The organism is Leptothoe sp. LEGE 181152, from assembly GCF_032906605.1.
Classification (GTDB): domain Bacteria; phylum Cyanobacteriota; class Cyanobacteriia; order Phormidesmidales; family Phormidesmidaceae; genus Leptothoe; species Leptothoe turfae.
On sequence record NZ_JASATU010000047.1, the window covers coordinates 89778 to 114291 of the forward strand.

Consider the following 24514-nt stretch of genomic DNA (forward strand, 5'->3'; position numbering starts at 1 on the left):
CGACACAAATCGTCCTAAGATTCTAGAGCAGAGCCTCTTAACATCAGACCCTTAAAACATAACTACCGTGAGCCAAATCAAAATCCCTATCCTTGACTTAAAACCTCAGTACCAGGCGATTAAGGATGAAATTCAAACGGCTATCAACCAGGTCTTGGATTCAGGACAGTTTATTTTGGGGCCAACGGTAAAAGCGTTTGAAGCGGATGCAGCCGCTTACCTGGGCGTCAAACACGCCATTGGTGTGAACTCTGGCACCGATGCCTTGGTCATTGGTTTGCGAGCTTTGGGGGTTGGGCCAGGGGACGAGGTGATTACGACACCATTTACCTTTTTTGCTACGGCAGAATCCATCAGTATGGTGGGGGCAAAACCGGTATTTGTCGATATCTGTGCCGATACGTTCAACATTGACCCCAATTTGATTGAGGCGGCGATTACTCCGCAAACCAAGGCCATTGTACCGGTGCATTTGTACGGCAACCCAGCCGCCATGGGACAAATTCTGGAGATTGCCACCCAGCATAATTTGAAGGTGATTGAAGACTGTGCCCAGGCTTTTGGTGCTGTTTATAAAGGAGATTGCAGGGGCTGTGGTTGTCAGGAATCAAGTCGCGATGGCCTACTGGGTAAATATGTCGGAACCCTGGGCCATGTGGGGGCGTTTTCGTTTTTTCCAACCAAAAATCTTGGGGCCTATGGCGATGGTGGTTTGATTACTACGAACGACGATGACATTGCTGAAGTGGCCCAGATGCTGCGGATGCACGGGTCTAAGCAACGCTATTGCAACTTGATGTTGGGCTATAACTCACGGCTTGACGCTATGCAGGCAGCTATTTTAGGGGTTAAGCTGCGCCATATTGATAGCTGGAATGCAAAGCGTCGTTGGGTGGCAGAAACCTACAGCAGATTGCTGGCTGATGTAGATGGGGTGGTGCCTCCGGCGTTTTCAGCAGGCCATGTATTTCATCAGTACACGATTCGACTGCTGGGTGGGCAGCGCGATCGCATCAAACAATCCTTAGCAGAAGCAGGCATTGGGGCAATGATTTACTACCCTATTCCCCAAGATAAATTGCCTATATATGCTGGTGAGTATCCTGACTATCCCGTGAGCGATCAGCTAGCTCAAGAAGTACTGAGTTTGCCCATGTGGCCAGAGCTCAGTTTGGATCAGCTAGAATATGTCACGACAACTTTGAAACAGGCCCTATCCCATTAGAACCCAAATATTATAGGGGTTAACTTTTTGATAGATTAATGCGGTAATCGACTAGGAAAGAAGAGGCTGCGACCATAGTTCTGTGACAATAGTAGTAGGGCCAATCAAAACATCTCTAAAAGTGCTAAAGCGTCTTCTATGGCGGTTGACAGTCAGTTTAAAACGACTGTTTCCCCTGACTCAAGCCCAGTGGACCAAGCTAGGTTTACTAAAAACCTTAGTCCAACGCGACCTTGATACTCGATATAAGGGTTCTGTATTAGGGAACCTATGGGCATTGGTCAGACAAATATCACAGTTACTGATCTATACATATGTCTTCTCAGTAGTACTGAATGTTAAGCTCAGTGCCCAAGGCTTGCCGGGTGGTAATGCCAATTTCACCTTTGGGTTATGGCTATTTGCCGGTCTGATTCCCTGGATTACCTTTACAAACGGCTTAACCCAGGCGATGACCTCTGTGTTGCGGCAAAAAAACCTGGTAACTAAGGTTGTTTTCCCGTTGGAGCTGTTGCCGTTAGTACCTGTCTTGACAGCTTTTGTAGAAAGTATGTTTGGACTAATGGCACTGATTACATTTGTATCTATTACCAGCCAAACTCTCCATGCCACTCTGCTGCTGCTGCCTATTATATGGTTGCCTCAGCTATTGCTCACCGTAGGATTGGCCTATTTGACGTCAGCCCTCACTGTTTTTTTGCGAGATATACCACAGCTTTTAAGCATCGTGCTCAATCTGTGGTTCTATGCAACGCCAGTTTTATATCCGGCAGATTTAATTCCCAATCCAATTCGCACACTGGTATTTTGGTTCAATCCTTTAGCTGCGATCGCTGAAATGTACCGTGACATCGTGTTGGTTGGTGAGATTAGACATTGGCAAGTATGGTCAGTAGCAACGGTCGTTTCAGGATGTCTGTGTTTATTGGGCTATCTGACTTATCAAAAACTTAGACCATCATTTGCAGACGTGCTATGAAGCATTTTTTTCATTTCTATGGCTGACAATATCTCAATTTCTCTAGAAAATGTTTCGAAGGTATTTAAGCGCTACCAACGACCGGCTGATCGGCTGAAAGAAATTCTCCTGCCAGGGAAAACCTACGCAAAAGAGTTTTGGGCATTGCGAGATATTTCGCTAGAAATTCCAAGAGGCGAAACATGGGGCATCATAGGTCGTAATGGCGCAGGCAAAAGCACGCTGCTAAAAATCATTGCCGGGACATTGCAGCCAACCTCCGGCACAGTTCAAGTGAATGGGCGAGTATCTGCACTTTTAGAATTAGGGAGTGGCTTTAATCCTGAATTTACAGGGCGACAGAATGTGTTTTTTAACGGTCGTTTGTTGGGGTTGAGTCAGGTAGAGATTGAGGAGCGATTTGAAGAAATTGCTGCCTTTGCAGATATTGGAAATTTTATTGATCAACCAGTTAAAACATACTCTAGTGGGATGTTTGTCAGACTAGCATTTGCAGTAGCGATAAATGTTAATCCTGATGTACTCATCATAGACGAAGCTTTAGCTGTTGGAGATGGTATTTTTGTTCATAAATGCATAGGTAAAGTCAAGAGTTTTCAAGACTCTGGAGGAACTATTCTATTCGTTTCCCATGATACTGGGAGTGTAAATCGATTATGTTCAAACTGTGTTTGGCTTAAAGATGGACACGTTGCTGAAATAGGTTTACCTGTCAATGTCAGCAAATCATACCAGGCATGGACCTATGAGCAAATAAATACGGAGTTAGAAAAGAATCAACTGAACTCAAAGCATATAAAGCAGCCTTCAAACGAGTCTAAAAGAATTGACAAGTTAGATGGCAAAGAAATACATAAAGACATAGATTTAGACCATAAGCAAAGTGCCTCTACATCACCTGTCTTGAATTCATATACACAAAAAGAATATATGAGTTTCCAAGCTAGTGATCGATGTGGCACAGGACGATGTGAGATTACTCAAATTCGTCTTCTTGGGAAAGGAGGGAGTGAAACCAACTTTTTCATGCCTGGCGATAAGTTTTCCATCATTATCGAGTGTGTGGCTCATGACAGGGTGGAAAATCCTATTGTTGGAGTGCAAATGTTTGACAGGCTAAGAGCTCCTATGATTGGCTGGAATACTGCTCAGTATGGTTGCAAGCTTAATCCATTACATATAGGTGAAACTGTAAGGGTTTCATTTACTATGAATTGGCCACATATTAAAAGTGATAATTATGCCCTAGAGCCTGCTGTTGCAGATGGCGATCAAGAAAATCATGAAATGCTAGATTGGTTGTTCACTCCACTTACATTTAGGTCTGGCGAAAAAGGTTTAACATTTGGGTTTCTAAGAATGGAAGATGTTAATGTAATATGCAAATTAAATTCTGAAAAACCAATTGTCAGGAAGTAGGCTTCTAATATTCTCTTTTCAGTTTTTTGATAAAAGAAACTAGTTTTAGAGTTCTTTGAAAAGTGAATTTCTAATGCTGATTAGAGATAGTTTAAAGACTATGCTTCCGATCTTAATTATGGGTATTTCTTCATGTTGTTGCTGCGGTTCAGATAGATTTAAAGATAATAAGGTTCTATGGAAAAAGTTGATTGATGATTGGCAACTAGCTCAGTACGAAATCGATTATATTAACCAGCAGCAGGGTCTTTGCTGCTTAGAATGTGGTGCTAATATTCGATCTATTGCACTGGCCGCTTCACTGATGAAACTCCTTGGTTTTCAGGGATTGCTGAAGGATTTCATACAAGACGATTCATTTCATAAATTGCAAATTCTAGAGATAAACAAGGCTGGAACTCTAACATCATGGCTTTTACAATTGCCTGGCCATAGACTCATTGAATATCCAGAGTATGACATGATGAATCTGCCCTTTAGATCTTCTTCTTTTGATATTGTTATTCATTCAGACACGTTAGAACATGTAGAACATCCCATTAGAGGTCTGTCAGAGTGTAGAAGAGTTCTACAAAAAGGAACTGGCTATTGTATCTTTACCGTCCCTCTTATTGTTGATAGGCTGACAAGGACAAGATATGGCTTGCCGCCAAGTTATCATGGTGTCGAATCAAACTTACAAAATGATCACTTAGTATTTACAGAATATGGTGCTGACGCGTGGGTACAGGTTATTAAGGCTGGCTTTAGTGAATGCAGAATAATTTCTCATGACTTCCCTGCATCTAATGTCCTGGTAGGAGTTGCATAATCTGAGGAAATTGTATGGAATTTACTGGAGAAAGATACATCCCAAGTGAGGATGGTGTAATCAAGTACGAGCATCTACACAGATATGCAATAGCTAAAGATTTTTGTAAAGATAGAACTGTTTTAGATATAGCTTCGGGAGAAGGATATGGCTCAGCTATGCTGTCGAATATAGCTGAATCAGTTTTTGGAGTAGATATAGATCCTGAGTCCATAGCTCATGCTCAAAAGGAGTATGCTCATAAAGAAAACTTAAAGTTTCTACTTGGTTCCTGCGATAAGATTCCTCTTGATGATAATTCAGTGGAAGTTGTTGTTTCATTTGAAACTATTGAACATCATGATAAGCATGAGGAAATGCTGGCTGAAATTAGTAGAGTACTTACTAAGGATGGCATTCTTATTCTCTCCTCGCCCAATAAATTAACCTATTCTGATGAGCCTAATTACCAAAATCCCTATCATGTCAAAGAGCTTTATTACGAGGAACTAAGGGCACTTATTGACAAGCATTTTAATTATATTTCTACCTATGGCCAAAAAATGGGGGTTTCCTCATTCATTACTTCTTTAGAATCTGCTGCTGATTCTTCTGATTTATTAGCTTCCTTTACAAGTCAATCTAAAGAGTTAATTCGAAAAGAAATATCAATTCCCTCACCACTTTATTTTTTGGTTATATGTTCCAACAGTCACTTTGAACCCCTGAAATCATCTTTATATAGAGACGAAGATGATTTGTATATGAAAACTAGAGCACAAATAATATCATTAAGCGATACATGTCGTGAAATTTCTATAACTGCTCGAAATTTAAACGCTGAACTCAAGCGGACAAAGACACAATCTAATGAGAGTCAGCTGAAATTACAAGATACTCAATCTAAGTTACAAGATACTCAATCTAAGTTACAAGATACTCAATCTAAGTTACAAGATACTCAATCTAAGTTACAAGATACTCAATCTAAGTTACAAGATACTCAATCTAAGTTACAAGATACTCAGAAACAACTAGAGAGAAACTTTTTTTTCATAGTAAAAATGACTAATAAAAAATTGCTCAAGAAGATCCGTCGTATTTTTAGATAGCTTACTTATGATGTATGAATTTATTTTTATCAAATTTTGAGATATTGAGTGATGTGCTGGCTTATCTTGCCAGCAAGTTAACTCCTCCTGACGTTAGAATTTTTTGCATGCGGAACGAGATACTTCAGGTATTCTTTGCATCTTTGTGAGTTTCTCATATCTTTTTGATGAGCTATCTTCCTCATTTTGTTGGAGAGATTTGACAAGGTTTGACTTGATGTATAAAGAATTTAATTCTCAGCAATTAAAAAGTTTAAACTGTGCTGGTTTTGTGCGTAATTCTGAATTCTAAAGGGCATGAATCTAGATGAGGATAACCAAGTTTTTACATGTCTTTCAGCGATTATCTTATTACTTCTTTGATGGGCTGGTGGATAATACTTCTTAACTTTTCGGGGGTAACTATGTTCCTTAAGCAAAAGATTTGAAACTAATTCTTATTCGTTAAATCATTCAAATGATTTAAGCTTAATTCATACAAGATTAGCATGTCCCTAGATTAGAAACAGTCCCCTTGGGAAAATTCCTTATGGAACAACCAAAGCTTATTGCTTTTTATTTACCTCAGTATCATCCTATCCCTGAAAATGATGAATGGTGGGGAAAAGGGTTTACTGAATGGACTAATGTAACCAAGGCAGTGCCCCAATTTGTGGGACACAAGCAACCTTGTTTACCTGCCGATTTAGGTTTCTATGATCTGCGCCTACCAGATATCAGGCAACAACAGGCCAAGCTGGCAAAAGAATATGGGATACATGGTTTTTGCTATTACTTTTATTGGTTCAATGGTCGTCGCGTTTTAGAAAGGCCACTGAACGATGTCCTTGAGTCTGGAGATCCTGATTTTCCTTTCTGTATTTGTTGGGCAAATGAAAATTGGACACGTCGTTGGGATGGTCTAGAAAAAGAGATTCTACTTGAGCAAAATCATATTCTTTCTGAAGATAATCGTTTTATCTTTGATGCTATTCCAATACTTCAAGATCCGCGCTATATCAGAGTTGATGGTAAGCCTGTGCTGTTGGTTTATCGTCCTGAACTACTAGAAAATCCTGTAGAGACCGCAAAATTCTGGCGTAGCAAATGTTTAGAGGCTGGATTACCTGGTTTACATCTATGCGCGGTTGAATTTAGAGTGTTTGATCCAAGAACCGTTGGCTTTGATGCGCTGGTAGAGTTTCCGCCCCATCAATTTCCCAAGAAGAATATTACTGATAGTGTTGTCAAATTAAACCATGATTTTTCAGGTACTGTGCTTGATTATTACTGGGGCGTTCAGGAAACAATCAAGCGTTTAAGGCCCTCCTTTAAATTTTACAGAGGGGTAATGCCGTCTTGGGATAATACGGCTCGTCGGAGTGAGCGAGGCACGATTTTTCAGCATGCGACTCCTGAAATTTATCGGCAATGGCTGCGCCATGTTATTCAGGACACCGCCCAATGTGCCAAGGAGGACCAAGGCTTTGTTTTTATTAATGCCTGGAATGAATGGGCTGAGGGGGCATTTCTTGAACCTAGCCAAAAATCTGGAAAGGCATGGTTGGAAGCAACACAGCAAGCCAAAAATTTTACAGACTACCCAACAGACCTTATCGACCAGATGGCTCACCAGTCATATCTTCTATCTCGGCAGTCAATGCCCTCCTTGCCTGAGTCATTAGGGCCAGGTCATCTGGTACATCAAACAACCGGTCAGCTTACACAAGCATTACGTCAGTTTACAAAGCTCAAATCTAAACTTTCTAGGGTTAAAGAGAGTTTAACTACCCGAGGTACACAGGCAACCGTGTCCTTAATTGTGGATCGTCTACAGCGCAAATTCCAAGATCAAACTCAAGTAGCACTTCCACAAGTTGCTTGGAGCCAAGACCATCACCAAAATGGCATTAACTATTCAAGTGCTAGGGCTATCCTCTTTGTTTCTCACGATGCTGCTCTGGCTGGTGCACAGCTAGCTATATTAGAAAACCTAAAGCACTTTACTCGTTTCAAAGAAATTGACTGTTACCTTCTACTCTGTCGAGGTGGCCGATTAGAGTCAAAGTTCAAAAAAATTGTCAAAACTTTTAATCTTGAAAATTTGACGACTACAGGACTCTCACGACAAGCCGCAATTAATCTTGTTGTTCAAGATATCCAGGCAAGATCACCGCTCATGGCTTTTTGCAATACGGTGGTAACTGCAGATGTTGTAGAAGCTTGCGATCGCGCCCAAATACCGGTCATGTCCTGTATTTATGAATTGCCTGCTTCAATTGAGGCGTATGTTGGCAAAAAACAGTTTTTCAAAATTATTGAGTTTGCCAGACGCATTATTGTGGCATCAGATTATGTACAGCAAGCACTAGTTGATTTTTATAATCTTGAACCCAGTAAGCTAACTTCCATTCATGCAGGTATTCGACAGCAAAGAAATGTCTATAACAACAGATTAGAGGCTAGAAAGGCAATTCTAAGAGAATTCAACTTTGCTGAAGATACCTTTTTAGTACTCGGATGTGGATCTATCCATCCTCGTAAAGGCACCGATATCTTTGTTCAGGTTGCCCAACAGGTTATGCGTTATCCAGACACAGGCCATGTCAAGTTTATTTGGATAGGTGCTGACCAACAAGGCCCTCTGGTGCGTCAATGGTGTGAACATGACCTTCGGATTGGAGACCTTACAGAAACTGTACTCTTTATTGGCGAACGGCCAGAAGAAAAATTAGATCCCTATTTTGCAGCAGCAAATGCATTCTTGTTGACATCCCGTGAAGATCCCTTCCCCCTTGTTAACCTAACTGCGATGTCCCATGGGTTACCTGTTATTGCCTTTGCAGAAGCAGGCGGTGCTCCAGAAGCGCTATTTCCAGAAGCTGGAGTTGTTGTTCCTTACATTGATTCAGGTGCTATGGCTAAGGAGCTTATGAACTTGCTACATCATCCTGAGGTACGTCATCAAATTAGTAACGCTGCTATGAAAAAATCACAAGCCCAATACCAGTGGTCTCGATATATTCAGGATCTTGTGGCTGTAATGAATACTGATTTTGATTGTGGTATCACCACGGTCCCCAAATGTTCAGAAGAACAGCAGCAGGCGGCTCTTTAGGTCATCAGTATCTCTGATCCAACGCAGCCTAAATCTGTCGGATAGAGAACATTAATAAGGCTTCTCAATCAGGCTTCATCGTGATTACCCGCTATGCCAAAAGTTTCTGTCATTGTTCCTAACTATAATCATGCCGCCTATCTACCGAAACGGTTGGAGTCAATCTATCAACAAACATTTCAGGATTTTGAAGTAGTTATTCTAGATGATTGCTCTAAAGATAATAGTCGAGAGATTATCAACGCTTATCGAGAGCGGCCCAACACTCATATTCTTTTTAACGCTAAAAATACAGGCTCACCCTTTGCCCAGTGGCGTAAAGGATTAGCTCAGGTCAAAGGTGAATTTATCTGGATTGCTGAATCAGATGATTATGCAGACCCTGAATTTTTGGAGCAGTTAGTCCCTATTCTCGAAGCAAACCCTTCTGTAGGTTTAGTTTATAGTCGTTCGTGGTTAGTTAATTCAACGAACAAAATTCTTGGCGATTCCACTGTTTGGACTAATGACTTGGATCCTGAACGATGGCAGCACAATTATGTTAATAGTGGCAAAGCTGAAATTGAACAGTTTTTGCTTCAGAAGAATTGTATTCCCAACGCCAGTGCCGTTCTATTACGAGAATCCGTTGTTCGTCGTGTGTCATTACCAGATACTAACTATCGTCTATGTGGTGACTGGCTGTACTGGATGCGCATATTAGCACAGTCGGATATTGCTTTTGTTGCCAATCCGCTTAACTATTGGCGGCAAGATAGCTCAAATGCCAGGGTACCCAACGCTGGTACTCTGGAATGGCTTGAAGGTCAAAAGGTATTAGATTACGGCCTAGATGTAATCAGTGCAGATGAGCTGACACGGGTTCAAACACTGTTTACTTTTTTGCAGCGTTGTTGGGAATGGCAAAGAGCCTATATAGAAAACATATCTGAGTCAAAGACCCACGACAACAATCTCACTGGTCTCAATCTGGATAGCCTAAAGCATCGACTAGTTAAGCTTTGGGGGCGATAATGTTTCATATCTCTTAGAGAGCTGGTCTGACTTATGCTAGCCACAATGCTATTTTCCAAGCTGTTTCAATTATTGTAATTTTTTCCCTTTGTGATCTCTTTTAGGAACTACGTTTATCCTCAGGTTCTGAATGGGCTAGTACTGAATGGCCTCAAGTGTGCTGTTTTAGGTGGTGGTGGGTTTATCGGAACCAACCTCTGTCAGGCGTTGGTAACCGCAGGAGCCAACGTGAAAGCTTTTGGCCGTTCTGCTAATTTCCCTGACGCCTTAGCGGGAGTGGATTGGACGACAGGGGATTTTCAAGACGTTTCCGCACTCGCCAAACTGATTCAGGGTTGTGAAATAGTTTTTCATTTGATCAGCAACACTTCACCTGCTACTTCGAATCAAGACCCAGCTTTAGATCTAACGGTTAATACTCTTGGTAGCTTAAACCTGTTGAATCTGTGCAGGTACTCTGACACTGTCCGAAAAGTTATTTTTATCTCTTCTGGTGGTACTGTTTATGGGATTCCTAAATGTCTACCAATTTCTGAGACTGCTCCGACAGACCCTATCTGCGCTTATGGTATCTCTAAACTAGCGATTGAGAAGTATCTGGCATTATACAATCACCTTTATGGTTTAGATTATTTGATTTTGCGAGTGAGTAATCCCTATGGCCAATTTCAAACTTCAAGAAAAAATCAGGGAGTGGTTTCTGCCTTTCTAGCTAAGGCTATCAAAGGGGAATCTTTAGAAATTTGGGGAGATGGTAACGTTGTGCGTGACTATATCTTTGTTGATGATGTTGTTACGGCATTAATTAAGGCAATTGACTACAGCGGTGAGCAACGTATTTTTAACATTGGTAGTGGTGTCGGGAAGAGTATTAATCAAATTATTGATGATATAGTACTCCTGTTAGGTAGACCTTTATCAAGAAGCTATCAGTCAGGACGAAAGGTAGATGTCCCTGCTAATGTTTTAGATATTACCCTTGCCCAAAAGTTAATGAGTTTTCAACCTGCGATAGATTGGATGGCAGGGTTACAAAAAACGCTGTATTGGCTTGAATGTGTGAAACATTAAAATCTGTAAAAAAGATATGGGCAAATCATTATGTTTCTTAGGTAGTTAAGGTGCTTTTTCAGGATTAAAGTTTCTTTTGTTAAGGTAATTGGTCAAACCTCATTTAATTTGTAAATAGTATGTAGGTGGTTGACGTCGTTCGTCAGTTAACCTTGGTTGACAAATCATGATTGTGCAACATATATTTTAGACCTTAGTAAGTTATTTGAATGTACTTATGGGTCTCTGGAACATTTTCAGAAGGGAAAAAACTACATCTGAATTGTCGCCTAGCGAACTATCAAATAATCAATGGTTTAATCTAATTTGCTCAAGCCTCGAGAAACAAAACTTAGTCATCAGAGGTAATCCTCTTCCATCTTTTCCAAGTAGCGACTATCAAGAAAGGACAACAGGTATATCAGGTAAAGCAACTCTTGAGGAGGCCTTTAAGTTTTACTGTGATTGTGCACAAAACTTTAATGGGATGAATAACGCTTTATCTGAACAAAGCGTGGTACTTGACTTTGGTGTTGGTTGGGGAAGAATAGCTAGATTTTTCCTTAAAGAAACACCACTCAATAATATTTACGGTTTAGATGTAGAGGCAGAGTCCATTCAAATTTGTAAAGAATGTTTTGGCACAAATAACTTCTTTGTTTGTTCTGCTTATCCACCAACTCAATTAGCAGAGTCCACATTTACACATATTGTTGGATATTCTGTCTTTTCACATTTGTCCGAGGAGGCATGTCGACTCTGGATGGAAGAGTTTCATCGCTTGCTAAAGCCTAATGGTTCATTAGCTTTAACCACTCGGGGCAATCCGTTTTTTAGATACTGTGAGAGTTTAAAGGGACGAACTGATCTTGATAGTTATTCAAGCGGCTTAAGTACTCTTTTTGAAGATTTTGAGGCTGCTAAGTCTGCTTATAATCGAGGCGAATTTGTGCACTCAAATAAAAAAGAAGTATCTGGTGGTGGAGCGATGACATCAGAATTTTATGGAGAAACGTTTATACCTGAAGCATACGCTAGAGACGCCTACAAGCAGTTATTTGAACTACATAACTTTGACACAACCAAATTTCATCCAACTATGTTTTTCAAAAAGAAATGAATTTGATCTAACGTCTATATCTAATTACGGAAGATAAATATGAATCAGATACAACTCAATAAATGTCGATTATACGTCTATCGGGTTTTGTCTGATTCTTTTAGTAGATGAATAATTAATTCCATTTGAATAGCTATTACATTCTTAAGTTCTTCAATCTGAAGCCTTAATTCTCCATTATCTAATGGTTCTTGAGCGTAAGCATTTAAACCAAATATCTCATCAACCGATAGATTATTAAAATATTTAGTCTTGAGCAATTCATTGTCACTTCTAAAGTGTTCTACTACGCGTCTTCTTAAAGACATAGATAAGATACTTTTGCCATTTCTAAGCAATAAATCTTTTTCACCAATAAAATTTGTGAGGAGATTTTTGACTGAGTAATCGTGATGTCCGTTATATAAGTGAGGTATGCGATACAAAATATCGCACAGATATGGATTTAACCCTACATTTGTACGGATATCGGTCACTAACGATTCAGGAATACTCAAATTTATTCGTTGACAAAAATCAGAAATTAAATTTTTACCTATTAGTACTTCTCGATTAATGGGAAACACTTGTAAGGAACTAGGTCCATAACACTCTTCTAGAAAACTTACGATTTTTAGATAGTTAGGTGAATGATTTTGAAGAGACTCATTAACATAGCTTTCTAAGCTTTCCCCTACTTTGTGATACCACTGTTCCCAGCTAGATACTAAATAGTCATCTTGCCTTCTGATATAAAAACAGACCGTTCTTTCTTGAAAGTATTTTGCAAATACAGCATGAATTTCCCGAGCTGAGGCAAATGACCATTCGTGTCCTAAAACTTCGGATGATATTAGTATAGCCTTACATTGGACCTTTTTTGCTTGCGATAATACTTGTTTTATGCGTTTCTCAAAGACACTGATCTTACGAGAAGTTATCAAATCTTGAAAATAAGGATTGGGAGCAGAAAAATTGAAAGACTTAACATTACGTTCAAAGGAAAAATTAAAATTTGAATCTGGAAGGTATATACCAGTTTTTTCTAAATATTGAAGATTAGAGTAGAGAAATGCTTGAATTGAAGAAGTTCCACATTTTCCATACCCAGGATGAATAATTAGCTGCATAAATTTGACTGATTTTAAGGTAAAGCATTTTTGATGACATTATTTGCATGGCTAATAATGTTAGTTTAATTTATATTCTAGAAATTAAACGTTTTCCAAAATTGAGGCCAGGTTTCTCAATATATCTAAAGGTTAACATTGACAAGGGAGTCAATATTGCTAGTGTGATCAACATACAAATAGATAGCTTCACGAGTTGTGAATCAAGATTTAGGGCGTAGATCCTTTTATAGGTAGGAATCAAAGCATAAATTAGAAAAGGGTGAAGCAAATACAGGCTGTAACTGATTTTTCCATAAAAGCAGGTGAATTTATTCACAATTAATCGATGGCTATTTAGGAATAAGAAATTAATTAGAATGCCGAAATTAATTGCCCAAATATAGGTGTAGATCCTTACTATTGCTCCTGGAAGTGCATTGAATAGAGGCTGAGAATGAACCAAAATTATGGAAAGTCCAATAAATAAAATAAATAATCCGAAACTGAACTTTTCTATGTTTCCTTTGCTTGATTCTTTGAGTTTAGAGATCTTTTTTTGTATCCAAAAAACAATCATCCCACAAATGAATATTGGAAACCTCGATAGAAAAAACATATATGTATAACTGTTTGGTGAGTTTGGCAGTGTCAATATAATATGAACAGATATGATGGCTATGCCGAGAGTAAAGAGAAATAAAATGAATAGTCTTTTGAAATTATTAATTGCAGAGTATAAAAAGGGAAATATCAAATAGAAAAGTATTTCTACTCCAATAGTCCAGCCTGCCCAAACAATGCTTGTATGATACTCAGGAAAAAAATTAAAGATGAAAGTCACATTGGATAAAAATTCTAGAAAGCTTGTTTGTTTGGACCAAATTAATAATCGAATTACCATCCAAAAAGCTAACATTACATAAAATAGTGGAGCAATTCTGAAAAATCTTCTAATATAGAACTTTAAAGTTTTTTTGTCTTCAAATTTTCTATTTTCTGCAGACAAGCATAATGTATAAGCACTTATAACAAAGAAAAGAGTAACACCTAGACCAAAATGAGTTTTTATTACATTCAAAAAAACAGGAATCTCTAGGTTGGGTTGAGGTATTGCCACTAAGTGAAATAAAACAATCGCTAATGAAGCTAACCCTTTTAGTGCATAGATAAAAGTTAGCTTTTTGCTAACATTAGATGGATTTTGAGAGCTAATAGAACTTGCTTTTAAGTTGTTAATTGACATACTGAATGATGATTTTTGTTTCTTTAGAAGTTAATGCAAGACATTTAGAACGAGTTAATAGCGCAATGAAAGTGCTCTGATTTTTATCTATGGGTCTATAGAAAAAGGATTTCTTTGTCTTTTTATTGTATATCAACTGTTTGCTCTGTATATAGAGTCTATTTTTTATGCTTTTTAGCTAAAAGACTCAACTTTAGTAGGTTGGCGTCGGTGAGGTTTCAAGATGTACGTGCGTCACTATACTGTTCAAATGCAGAGTTGCGCAGCGTTATATTGGTTTGTTGACATAAAGTCTTATGGCATGGTGGCAAATAATCAAATCTTCTCTTGCTTGGATTGCTGAAACTTTTGCTGTTGAGTTTCAGTTGCTAAGAATCGCTGTAACTTCACCAAAGTATCAAAATATACTCTGCAAAGAGCATGATCTTGATACACAGCAGATCATCAGCGATGAAAACGCTCCTCAAATTTTGATTGCTGTTATATTACGTGTCTTCAGTAATACTGAGCCAGGTTTGCTAAGGAAATCAATACATTCACTTTTAGCTCAACATCATGTTCGTTGGAAATTGTTGATTTTGACTAGCATTAATGATTTTTATCGCTTTTCTTCAACGCTAGATTGCTACGTAAAAGAAGACTTTCGTATTAACGTTGTTCGTTGTGAGACAGATGATGATGACTACAACATTGCTTTAAGGAATGTAAAAGAAGATTTTTTTGTTCTTGTCGAACCAGGAGATGAGCTATCTAATAGGGCCCTTTATGAGGTTGCAAGGTATATTCAGCAATATCCAGATACCGATTTTATTTATACTGACGAGGATAAAATTACGCTGGAAGGCAAAAGAAAAACCCCCTTTTTTAAGCCTGACTGGTCTCCAGACTATTACCAAGCTTGTATGTATGCCTGTCATCTTGGGGCTTATCGTACCAGTCTTGTCCAGGAGATTGGGGGATTTTGTAGCCAATATGGGAGGGCCCAAGCATGGGAACTGGTGCTGCGTCTAGCTGAGAAGAACAGTCGCATTTGCCATATTCCTAAAGTCCTTTATCATAAGCGACGCTTGCCTAATACTAAAGCTTCAAGGAGTGAGCTTGACTGTCATAATCAAACTTTAAAATCTGCCCACAACGCTTTGCAGGCCTTCATAGACCGTAGTCCTTATCCTGGCATTGCAGAGCCTTTACCGAACAAGTCTGGTTTCTTTCGAGTCCGTCGCCATATTCAAGGCAATCCACTGATTAGTATTATTATCCCTAGTGCTGCTACTCGATTAAAAATCAAAGGGAAATCCATATGTTTGCTAGAGCAATGTATTGCCAGCATTCTTTGCCTTAGTACCTATGAAAATTATGAAATTGTTCTGGTAGACGGCTACGATATTCCAGAGGCCACACTACAAGCCGTTAGGGGACCTAAGCTCACTCTCGTGCGTTGTAACCAGCCATTCAACTTTTCCCAGCGTATGAACCTGGGGGCACAAGCTGCCAAGGGTGATATTCTGTTGATGCTCAATGATGACACAGAAGTGATCACGCCTGGTTGGATAGAGGCGATGTTAGAACTAGCCCAACAAAAGGAGATTGGAGCTGTTGGAGCCAAACTGTTTTATCCCAATGGTCGTTTACAACATGCAGGTGTCCTCATTTTGGCTGGTAATCCAAGCCACGCATTTCACAATACCCCAGGCAAATACGACGGTTACTATTGCTCTAATATCGTCCATCGCAATTATCTTGGAGTCACCGGAGCCTGCATGATGATCCGTCGGAGTGTCTTTAATGACCTCCAAGGATTTGACGAAAGTTTTCCGCTAAACTACAACGACGTTGACCTATGTCTGCGCGTCCATCAAGCCGGTTACCGCAATGTTTTTACCCCCTATGCTGAACTCATTCACTATGAATCTATCAGTAGAGGCAGTGGGCTCAAACCAGGGGAGTTAGAACGTCTTCATGCAAAATTTGCAAATAGCGGATACATGGTGGATGATCCTTACTACAACCCCAACTTATCTGTCAAAAAACCGTTCTTTCAACTAGCATGGCCCAGCGAGCGACGGAGACGGCGCAAAACATTAGCTAGCAAACACAATTTTAGTCAATAGAAAACGTTTTTCTTGGCCATGGAAACCAACGCTAGTGCTCATGTTCGCGTTGCTGCAGTTATCCCTACCTATAACCGTTGGCCAAAAACCCAGCGTTTTTTAGCACAGTTTAGCCACCAGACGTATACCAATCTCACTGTTGTTTTGGTGGATGCCAATTCTCCAGATGACACCGCTACTAAGGTACAGCAATACTATCCTGATGTTGTGTTGTTGCGAGTTGATAATCATCAGTATTGGGCAGGGGCAACCAATACAGGTGTTCGCTATGCTTTAGCTCATGATTATGACTATATTTTCACCATCAACGATGATGCAGTTGTGCCCCCTGAGCATGTCCACAGGCTGGTTGTCTTAGCTCAACGCTATAATATCCAGCTCTTAGGCAATCGCATTGATTATCTAGACTCACCGGGCAAAGTCTGGGCCTTAGGCACTCAGCTCACCTGGGGGACACCGAACTTTTTGCGCCTACGGTACCACGCGACAGCCGTTGAGCATCTGCCCGCCAGTATTATGGACCAAGACATCCTACCAGTAGACACGCTACCCGGAGATGGTGTACTCATTCATCGCAGTGTGTTTGAACAAGTTGGTCTATATCAGGCTAAGTTTTTACCCCATTACCATGCTGATTCAGAACTTGTTCTCAGAGCCAAAAATCATGGTTTCCAGGCCTACGTTGCTCCCAAAATTGTTCTACAAGACGATTTTTCCGCAGACCAAAAAAAACAAAATTTCAAGAGTTTAGCGGGGCTAAAATACGCCTTCTTTCATCCCAGGTCTCATCTGTTTGCACCAGCAATTCTTTACATTCTTTGGCGCTATTGTCCCTGGTATACCTATCCGCAAACAATTTTCTCTCTAGCTAGACGTCTGTTGCGATTGGGTGAACGCCGTGGATGGACGGAACGGCTCTGACGAGAGCTGTTTAGTCAAACGTTTAGCCTGCCAGCCCAGAAAATCAGTCCAGCCCAGCAAACGACCAATCCCCACTTCTATATCGCTCAGCAGAAGCTTTATGCTCCACACCAGCATGTAAACCAAGTTTAATGTCAGGGCTAGTAGAGAACCATGTTTGTGCAGAAAATACAGTTTGCTAAAGGTGGCATGGCGAAATTTGGCTCGGCGGTTGCGATGCGTAATCGCTGACACTTCGTGGTTTACCAACACTGCCTGGGTTACACCGATGGTGTGCCCTTGACGATAATATCGCTCACAGATTTCAATATCTTCGTAGTCTAAGAAAAAATTGAGATCAAATAGAGGACAGCTCTCAAACCGTTGCAAATTAAAAATCATGCTGCACCCCGATACCCAACGACTAGGTAATACTTTGACCGGTTGTTCTGTGGTGTCGGCATCTGGTAAACGATGCTTGAGAGAGCCTGTCCACCAATTAAAGCGACCTTGGGCAAACCATAAATCGTCTTTGCTAGCCCGAATACGGGTGCCAAGAATGCTGAGGCTGGGGTGCAATCTAAAGCAGTCTTCGATGTAGCTAAGCGCCTGGGGCATCAACAAAGCATCTGGATTAATCAGCCACACCCAAGCATTTGGGTTGTGCTTATAAACATGTTCCAATCCTAAATTGCAACCACCACCAAACCCTAAGTTATCGGTCGCTGTGATGATAGTTATATTTTCAAATTCTTGCTGTAAGTCATAAACAGAATCGTCATCAGGAGAGTTATTGACAATAATGACTTGATAGGGTACCGAACAAGACGATAACTCTGTTATAGACCGTAATAGATGACGTAACAGGGCAGTGGAATAGTAATTGATGGATAAAAAATAAGCCATAGCTATCTACCTTTGTTCATCCATCAAGAGTCAGTCGTAATCCAGTCTGTAAAATGCAAATAGCTGGTTGAGCCTTTGCGTTGTATCATCCCATTCTATTAAAGTACGACCTATCAGGTGTGCGATCGCACCCTATCCGCTTTACCATCGGCATTATCTTTAGCCCTAGTGAATGATACAGTGCTTCAAGAGATAGGTTTTTTGAGCGGTTTACTGTGAACGTTATTCCCACTGATATCCCAGACGTTCTCATAATTGAGCCTCAAGTATTTGGCGATGAGCGCGGTTTTTTTTTGGAAAGCTTTAACCAAAAAAAATTTTCTGATGAAACCGGTTTGAATTGTCAATTTGTCCAAGACAATCATTCACGCTCCAGGCAAAATATATTACGGGGCTTGCACTACCAGGTGCAGCAAGTGCAGGGCAAGTTAGTTCGCGTTGTGCTGGGTGAAATCTATGACGTGGTAGTCGATATCCGGCGTAGTTCAGATACCTTTGGGCATTGGGTAGGAGCTACCCTCAGTGCTGAGAATAAACGACAGCTATGGGTACCTCCTGGGTTTGCCCATGGGTTCTATGTACTCTCAGATTCAGCCGATGTGCTTTACAAAACCACTGACTATTATGCGCCACAGCATGAGCGCAGCATTCTATGGAACGATACCGATTTAGCCATTCAGTGGCCATTAGTTAGTCCGACTCCAGTGCTATCAGAAAAAGATCAGCAAGCTGTTCAATTTGCGATCGCTGAGGTGTTTGACTGATGAAAATTTTACTGTTGGGCTGTGAGGGACAGGTAGGACAAGAGCTAAAGCTAACATTACCTAGCTTAGGGGCAGTCATAGCCTGGAACAGAACTAATCTTGACCTGACTAACTTGGAAAGTATTGTCCCCGCTGTCGTTAACCAACAGCCTGACGTCATTGTTAATGCCGCCGCCTATACAGCAGTCGATAAAGCCGAAAGTGAACCTGACTTAGCCCATCGCATCAATGCAGCGGCTCCAGAAAAGCTGGCTCAGGCAGCAGTAGCGTGTGGAGCGAGTCTAGTCCACATTTCCACAGACTACGTATTTGATGGTCAGCAAAACCGTCCCTATCAACCAGACACAGAGGCTAATCCTCTAGGGGTATATGGTCACTCCAAACGTGATGGAGAACTAGCCGTTCAAGCCACCACAGCACAAGCCGTAATTTTTCGTACAGCTTGGGTTTACGGAGCAAAAGGCAAGGGTAATTTTGTTAAGACGATGCTGCGTTTGGGAGCAGAACGAGATGAGTTGGGCGTTGTCTATGATCAAGTAGGAACCCCTACATGGGCCTACGATATTGCCCAAGCGATCGCAACCCTAATACCGCATCTCCAAAAAAACAACTTTGGTGTTTATCATTACACCAATAGTGGTGCTGTCAGCTGGTATGATTTCGCCGTTGCTATCTTTGAAGAAGCTAGAACATTAGGCTATCCTATTCAACTGAGCCATGTGCAACCGATTACCAGTGAGCAGTATCCAACCCCTTCACAAAGACCTGCCTACTCGGTGTTGGCAGGTGAAAAAATAGCCAAGGTTATTAATCAGACTGCCCCCCACTGGCGTACTAGTTTACGAAAAATGCTCAAAGAATATCATAGGTTTGGGGTATGAAGGCACTCATTCTATCAGGCGGTAAAGGAACCCGCCTACGTCCATTGACCCACACCGGGGCTAAGCAGCTAGTGCCCGTAGTTAATAAACCCATCCTCTGGTACGGTATTGAACAAATTGTTGCAGCAGGCATTACCGATATTGGTATTGTTATTAGCCCAGAAACTGGCGATGAAATTCGGGCTGTCACCGGTAATGGTGAGCGATTTAACTGCAAGATCACCTACATTCCACAAAGCAGCCCAGATGGACTTGCCCATGCTGTTAAAATTGCCCGTCCGTTTCTTGGTGACTCATCCTTTTTAATGTATCTGGGTGATAACTTGATTCAAGACAGTCTGATGAGATTTGTCAAAGATTTTCATCAGCAACAGCTTGATGCCATGATTCTGCTCAAGCAAGTCCCGAATCCAACAGCCTTTGGTGTTGCAGAATTAGATGAACAGGGAGGGGTGATCAAACTAGTAGAGAAGCCCCAAAAACCACCATCTGATTTTGCCCTCGTGGGGGTATATTTATTTGCATCAGCTGTACACGAGATTATTGCTACGCTACAGCCCTCTGCCCGAGGCGAATTAGAAATTACTGATGCTATTCAATCCCTGGTAGATAGCGGTAAAACTGTAACCGCTCAACAGTTGCAAGGGTGGTGGTTAGATACAGGTAAAAAGGATGACCTGTTAGAAGCTAACCAAATTATCTTAGATGCCACCCTGTCGAGTGAGATTTTAGGTGATATGGACGACACGACTAAAATTAGCGGGCGAGTCCGTATTGGTCGAGGTACCAAAATTTCCAACTGCACTATTCGTGGCCCTGTCGTGATAGGAGAGAATTGCCATCTTGAAAACTGTTTTATCGGTTCTTATAGCAGTATTGCCAATGGTGTGAAGCTAATTGATGTGGAGATGGATCATAGCGTGGTGCTAGAAGATGCTGTTATCCAGCAGCTACATCAACGAATTGTTGACAGTTTAATTGGTCGGCGAGCCAAGTTAGTGCATAGTCCTAAGCGTCCCAAAGCTTCCCGCTTTATGATTGGGGATGATTGCCAGATTGAGTTAGTTTAAGGAGCAAGAATTGAACAATAAAAATATACTCATCACAGGTGGTGCCGGGTTTATTGGCTCAAATTTTGTTCGCCAATGCTACAAGAGCTCGGTCAACATCATTGTTCTTGACGCCCTTACCTATGCTGGTAATCGTGCCACTTTAAAGGACTTGGAATCTCAAGATAACTTTATTCTTGTTACTGGTGATATCTGTGATACGCATCTAGTGTCTCAACTTCTAGTTGATCATTGCATTGACACTATTGTTCATTTTGCGGCTGAGTCCCATGTAGACCGTTCTATTTCTGGGCCTGCTGCTTTTGTGCAAACCAACCTAGTAGGTACGTTTACTCTGCTAGAAGCCTTTCGTCAGCATTGGGAAGCCCAAGGAAAACCCGACCATTTTCGCTTTCTTCATGTGTCGACGGATGAGGTGTTTGGTAGTTTACGTGTGGACGATCCAGCATTTAGTGAAACAACACCCTATGCACCCAACAGCCCTTATTCAGCTTCAAAGGCCGGTAGCGATCATTTAGTCAGGGCTTACTTTCACACCTATGGTTTACCTACGCTGATTACCAACTGTTCTAACAACTATGGACCATATCAGTTTCCTGAAAAGTTGATTCCACTGATGTGTGTCAACATTCTTTTAGGTAAATCGTTGCCAGTGTATGGAGATGGCCAAAACATTCGTGATTGGCTGCATGTGGAGGATCATTGTCGGGCTATTGAAACGGTTTTGTTGAAGGCTAAACCTGGAGAAACTTATAATATTGGTGGTAACAACCAAGTCAAAAATATTGACATTGTTGAACAGCTTTGTGAGCTTATGGATGAGTTGGGTGGAGACTTGCCCACTCGACCGGCTAAGCAATTAATCACCTTTGTGAAGGATCGACCTGGGCATGACCGACGCTATGCGATGGATATTTCTAAAATTCAACGCGATCTGGATTGGCAGCCTGAGTATGACTTCGCTACCGGTTTAAGGCAAACGGTGCAGTGGTATCTGACCCATCTTGGTTGGTGGCAACCGCTATTATCACAGGATTATCAGCGTTATTATGCAGCTCTCTATGGTGATCGCGTAAAGCAATCGTAATCTTCGTGGCATCCCTGCGTACAATATGATGACGGTTGTGGGCAACCTAACCGTATTTCGTTGTAATTTTGTGCCTGGGAGATGTGGTGGTTAAAACAACATTGATTACCGGATTGACCGGACAAGATGGGTCTTACCTGGCAGAGCTTTTATTAGGTATGGGATGGTGCATCTCAGTTTAATGATCTAGCATTTCTAGCGTTGAGTAAGGGTTGAGACAAACTCCTAGACTTGGACAGGAGATTATCTATATTCAATGTTAGATGTACACTGAACAAAGTCTTAATGTTGATGTTTCTGACTATTCAGCAAGACCTATATTATGCATTAGCCTATTGGAGGTCTTGAACTAGAATATTGATTTATGATTGGTGGTGATTGTTTTGTGGGGCTTGTTTAGAAATGAAACAATTCATAGCTAAAATAGCTAATTCAAGAGCTATTTTTATGATTGGCTGTGGTTATCTATTTTTAGCATTTCTTCCCTTACACTGGCCCATTAACATTGGTCTAGATCCATCTTGGTCATATGGTATAACCCGTGCTGCTCAATCTGGAATGCAGTTTGGCAAGGACATTATATTTACCTTTGGTCCTTGGGGATTCTTGACCCATGGTGTTTCGATGGAGATTGTCTGGTGGCAGATCTGGCTATTTCGCACGATAGTTCACCTAATGTTTTGGGTGGTTTTTACACGTCTCATACTTACCACGGACAAATCTCACATTCTATATAAGTACCTGGCTATTTTTTCTATTGGCTTAATCTATTGTAGAGGTCTATCACATGATTATGAATTAGCGTATACTTTGTTAGCTTTGGTTACTCTGCTATTGCACAAAAAATTAAATTCTTTCTGGATACTTTTGTTAGGGGGATTAGCAGGTTTTTTAAGCTTAACCAAGCTCTCTCTTGGTATAAAAGCATTTCTTTTATTTCTCCCATTATTATACCCTAAGCTTGCTAATGGTGAAAGTCCAAAAACGAGTTACCTTGCTAGATTCATTCCTAACATTAGCTTTTTAATTGTTTTTATAAGTGCTTTCCTATTAGCTGGTGAGTTATTCGTTTATCCTGCGGAGTTATTTCAGAAAAGTATAAGATTTTCGCTGTTCTTTGTCTTAGTATCTCTATTAATAACAATTATTGTAACTTTCTTTAAAGCAAATAATCCTCTAGGTTTAAACCGTACATACGGTTTCAATTTCTTAAAAATCATAGAAGAGTTTAGTAAACAAAGTAAGAAAAGAGAATCTAGAGGGTTTTGGCCAGCTTGGCATAGTCTTCTGGTTATTTCATTTGCCATATCTACCCTATTACTCTCGTTACTTAATCGAGATATCTATCGGTACCTTCACACGGCACTAGAGATAACCTCAGGATACTCAAGTGCCATGAGCGTCATTGGCCCTAGGCCAGAACTATTGTTCGGATTAGTTTGTCTGGTTTCGATTTTGTTTTATTGCCTAGAGCAAGCACGATTATCTCTGCAAAACCCTCGACTCATAGCTTACTTCCTATCAGTATTCTTGTTTTCTTGGTTTTCTTTTAAACATGGTTTTGTTCGTCAAGATGGACATATGTTTCTATTCTTTCACACCCTTCTAATAGTTATATGTACTATTCTGATGGTGCATCGAAATTCATTACAACCTTCTGGCAATACGCCTCCAATCAAAAGACCTTATAGAAGACCGTTTGTCCTTTGGATTATGGCATTCCTTACAGTCTTCTATCTTATTAATCCAAGTTTATTTGGTCGAGAGTTCGGTCAAGTAAACTTAACCTCATTAAGTCCACTTTCAGTCATTAGACGAGTTCAAGATACAAGTGATATTTATGGCAAATATTTGATTGGGCAAAAACAATCTCAACGAAACTTAGAGCCGGAGGATTTAGGGGATTCTGTGCGGAATATTCTTGGTTCTGAAAGTGTAGATATTATTCCATGGGATATCGTTAGAGCTGAAAAAAATAATTTAAACTGGCAGCCGCGCCCAATTTTTCAGTCATATGCTGTTTATACAGACTTTTTAGATACTAAAAATTTAGAGAGCTTTCAACTTAATCCTCGCAAGTATCTGCTCTACGATTTTAAATCCATCGATGGAAGGCATCCATTTTTTGATGAGCCTAAAACACTAAGGTATGTATTATGTAATTATGACAAGGTAAGTTTAGATAAACAATCGAGTAGCTCTTTAATTTTACAGAATCGTTCGCTCGATAGTCGATGTGCAACTGATGGCTTACCAATATCTCAAGCTAAAGAATGGAATGTGCCAATTTCAATTGACGAGATGGATTCCGGCTTCACTACTGTAAAGGTGAAAGTTGGTTACACGTTACTGGGTAAGTTATACAAGCTACTTTTTAGAGCTCCCCCTACATATATAGAAGTTCAATATTATAATGGTTCAACGAGTCGGTACAGATTCATTCCTGAAAATGCTCAAGGTGGTTTAGTTATCAATCCTCTACCTTCATCTAGTGAGATGTTTGATTTGACATTTTTTGAAACAGAATCATACTCCAATAGCAATAAAGTTAGGACGCTTGAATTCTCTAATTCCAACTCGCTTCTTTATAAAAAGAGTTTGGCATTGGAGTTTAATAATTACTCCCTTGACAAAACTAATAGTTAGTCACGTTTA

19 protein-coding genes are annotated in these 24514 nt (G+C 40.4%); 16 read left to right on the forward strand and 3 right to left on the reverse strand.

The genetic code is table 11. The features are described 5' to 3' along the window. Positions 1-67 precede the first annotated feature (67 nt). The 9 genes from QGP82_RS22900 (at position 68) to QGP82_RS22940 (ending at position 11806) form a co-directional block, all read left to right on the forward strand. The gene (locus tag QGP82_RS22900) at positions 68-1225 is read left to right on the forward strand and encodes a DegT/DnrJ/EryC1/StrS family aminotransferase (protein ID WP_499061137.1); all 1158 of its coding nucleotides are present in this window, start codon (positions 68-70) and stop codon (positions 1223-1225) included. Between the two features lie 145 nt (positions 1226-1370). Further along, complete coding sequence (locus QGP82_RS22905; protein WP_499061307.1) at positions 1371-2204, forward strand: ABC transporter permease; 834 nt, start codon at positions 1371-1373, stop codon at positions 2202-2204. Positions 2205-2222: 18 nt separating this feature from the next. Then, positions 2223-3623 carry an ABC transporter ATP-binding protein gene (locus QGP82_RS22910; protein ID WP_499061138.1) on the forward strand — a complete coding sequence of 467 codons (1401 nt, stop codon included), beginning with the start codon at positions 2223-2225 and terminating at the stop codon, positions 3621-3623. A gap of 55 nt (positions 3624-3678) precedes the next feature. Beyond that, positions 3679-4434 carry a class I SAM-dependent methyltransferase gene (locus QGP82_RS22915; RefSeq protein WP_499061139.1) on the forward strand — a complete coding sequence of 252 codons (756 nt, stop codon included), beginning with the start codon at positions 3679-3681 and terminating at the stop codon, positions 4432-4434. A 14-nt stretch (positions 4435-4448) separates the two neighbouring features. Continuing rightward, the gene (locus tag QGP82_RS22920; RefSeq protein WP_499061140.1) at positions 4449-5525 is read left to right on the forward strand and encodes a methyltransferase domain-containing protein; all 1077 of its coding nucleotides are present in this window, start codon (positions 4449-4451) and stop codon (positions 5523-5525) included. Between the two features lie 529 nt (positions 5526-6054). Then, positions 6055-8622 (forward strand): glycoside hydrolase family 99-like domain-containing protein, encoded by a 2568-nt coding sequence (locus tag QGP82_RS22925; protein ID WP_499061141.1) that lies wholly within the window; start codon positions 6055-6057, stop codon positions 8620-8622. A 93-nt stretch (positions 8623-8715) separates the two neighbouring features. After that, on the forward strand, positions 8716-9636 hold the full coding sequence (locus tag QGP82_RS22930; RefSeq protein ID WP_499061142.1) for a glycosyltransferase family 2 protein: 921 nt from the start codon (positions 8716-8718) through the stop codon (positions 9634-9636). Positions 9637-9726: 90 nt separating this feature from the next. Further along, positions 9727-10707, forward strand: coding sequence for an NAD-dependent epimerase/dehydratase family protein (locus QGP82_RS22935; protein WP_431732017.1), 981 nt, complete (start codon positions 9727-9729; stop codon positions 10705-10707). Between the two features lie 217 nt (positions 10708-10924). Next, positions 10925-11806 (forward strand): class I SAM-dependent methyltransferase, encoded by an 882-nt coding sequence (locus QGP82_RS22940; protein ID WP_163662354.1) that lies wholly within the window; start codon positions 10925-10927, stop codon positions 11804-11806. Positions 11807-11883: 77 nt separating this feature from the next. Here the strand turns inward: QGP82_RS22940 and QGP82_RS22945 are convergent, their stop codons facing one another. Together QGP82_RS22945 and QGP82_RS22950 are read right to left on the reverse strand one after the other, a co-directional pair. Next, entirely contained in the window at positions 11884-12915 is a 1032-nt protein-coding gene (locus QGP82_RS22945) for a hypothetical protein (RefSeq protein ID WP_163662352.1), read from the reverse strand. A gap of 70 nt (positions 12916-12985) precedes the next feature. After that, complete coding sequence (locus QGP82_RS22950) at positions 12986-14140, reverse strand: acyltransferase family protein (protein WP_163662350.1); 1155 nt, start codon at positions 14138-14140, stop codon at positions 12986-12988. A 578-nt stretch (positions 14141-14718) separates the two neighbouring features. Between QGP82_RS22950 and QGP82_RS22955 the strand changes: the two genes are divergently transcribed. Together QGP82_RS22955 and QGP82_RS22960 are read left to right on the forward strand one after the other, a co-directional pair. Beyond that, on the forward strand, positions 14719-16251 hold the full coding sequence (locus QGP82_RS22955; protein WP_499061143.1) for a glycosyltransferase family 2 protein: 1533 nt from the start codon (positions 14719-14721) through the stop codon (positions 16249-16251). A gap of 18 nt (positions 16252-16269) precedes the next feature. Further along, a complete protein-coding gene (locus tag QGP82_RS22960) occupies positions 16270-17172 on the forward strand; it encodes a glycosyltransferase family 2 protein (protein ID WP_499061144.1) in 903 nt (300 codons plus the stop codon). Here QGP82_RS22960 and QGP82_RS22965 read toward each other — a convergent pair. Then, positions 17116-18057, reverse strand: coding sequence for a glycosyltransferase (locus QGP82_RS22965; protein WP_499061145.1), 942 nt, complete (start codon positions 18055-18057; stop codon positions 17116-17118). The genes QGP82_RS22960 and QGP82_RS22965 overlap by 57 nt on opposite strands. Before the next feature lie 215 nt (positions 18058-18272). On the opposite strand from QGP82_RS22965, the gene rfbC reads away from it, so the two are divergent. From rfbC to QGP82_RS22990, 5 genes are all read left to right on the forward strand, one after another. Beyond that, a complete protein-coding gene (rfbC, locus tag QGP82_RS22970; protein ID WP_163662343.1) occupies positions 18273-18821 on the forward strand; it encodes a dTDP-4-dehydrorhamnose 3,5-epimerase in 549 nt (182 codons plus the stop codon). Next, on the forward strand, positions 18821-19702 hold the full coding sequence (rfbD, locus tag QGP82_RS22975) for a dTDP-4-dehydrorhamnose reductase (RefSeq protein ID WP_499061146.1): 882 nt from the start codon (positions 18821-18823) through the stop codon (positions 19700-19702). The genes rfbC and rfbD overlap by 1 nt, the downstream gene beginning before the upstream one ends. Further along, the gene (locus tag QGP82_RS22980; RefSeq protein ID WP_163696281.1) at positions 19699-20772 is read left to right on the forward strand and encodes a glucose-1-phosphate thymidylyltransferase; all 1074 of its coding nucleotides are present in this window, start codon (positions 19699-19701) and stop codon (positions 20770-20772) included. The genes rfbD and QGP82_RS22980 overlap by 4 nt, the downstream gene beginning before the upstream one ends. 10 nt (positions 20773-20782) lie before the next feature. Beyond that, a complete protein-coding gene (gene rfbB / locus QGP82_RS22985) occupies positions 20783-21859 on the forward strand; it encodes a dTDP-glucose 4,6-dehydratase (protein ID WP_499061147.1) in 1077 nt (358 codons plus the stop codon). Positions 21860-22261: 402 nt separating this feature from the next. Beyond that, positions 22262-24505 (forward strand): hypothetical protein, encoded by a 2244-nt coding sequence (locus QGP82_RS22990; RefSeq protein ID WP_499061148.1) that lies wholly within the window; start codon positions 22262-22264, stop codon positions 24503-24505. The last annotated feature ends 9 nt before the right edge of the window (positions 24506-24514 follow it).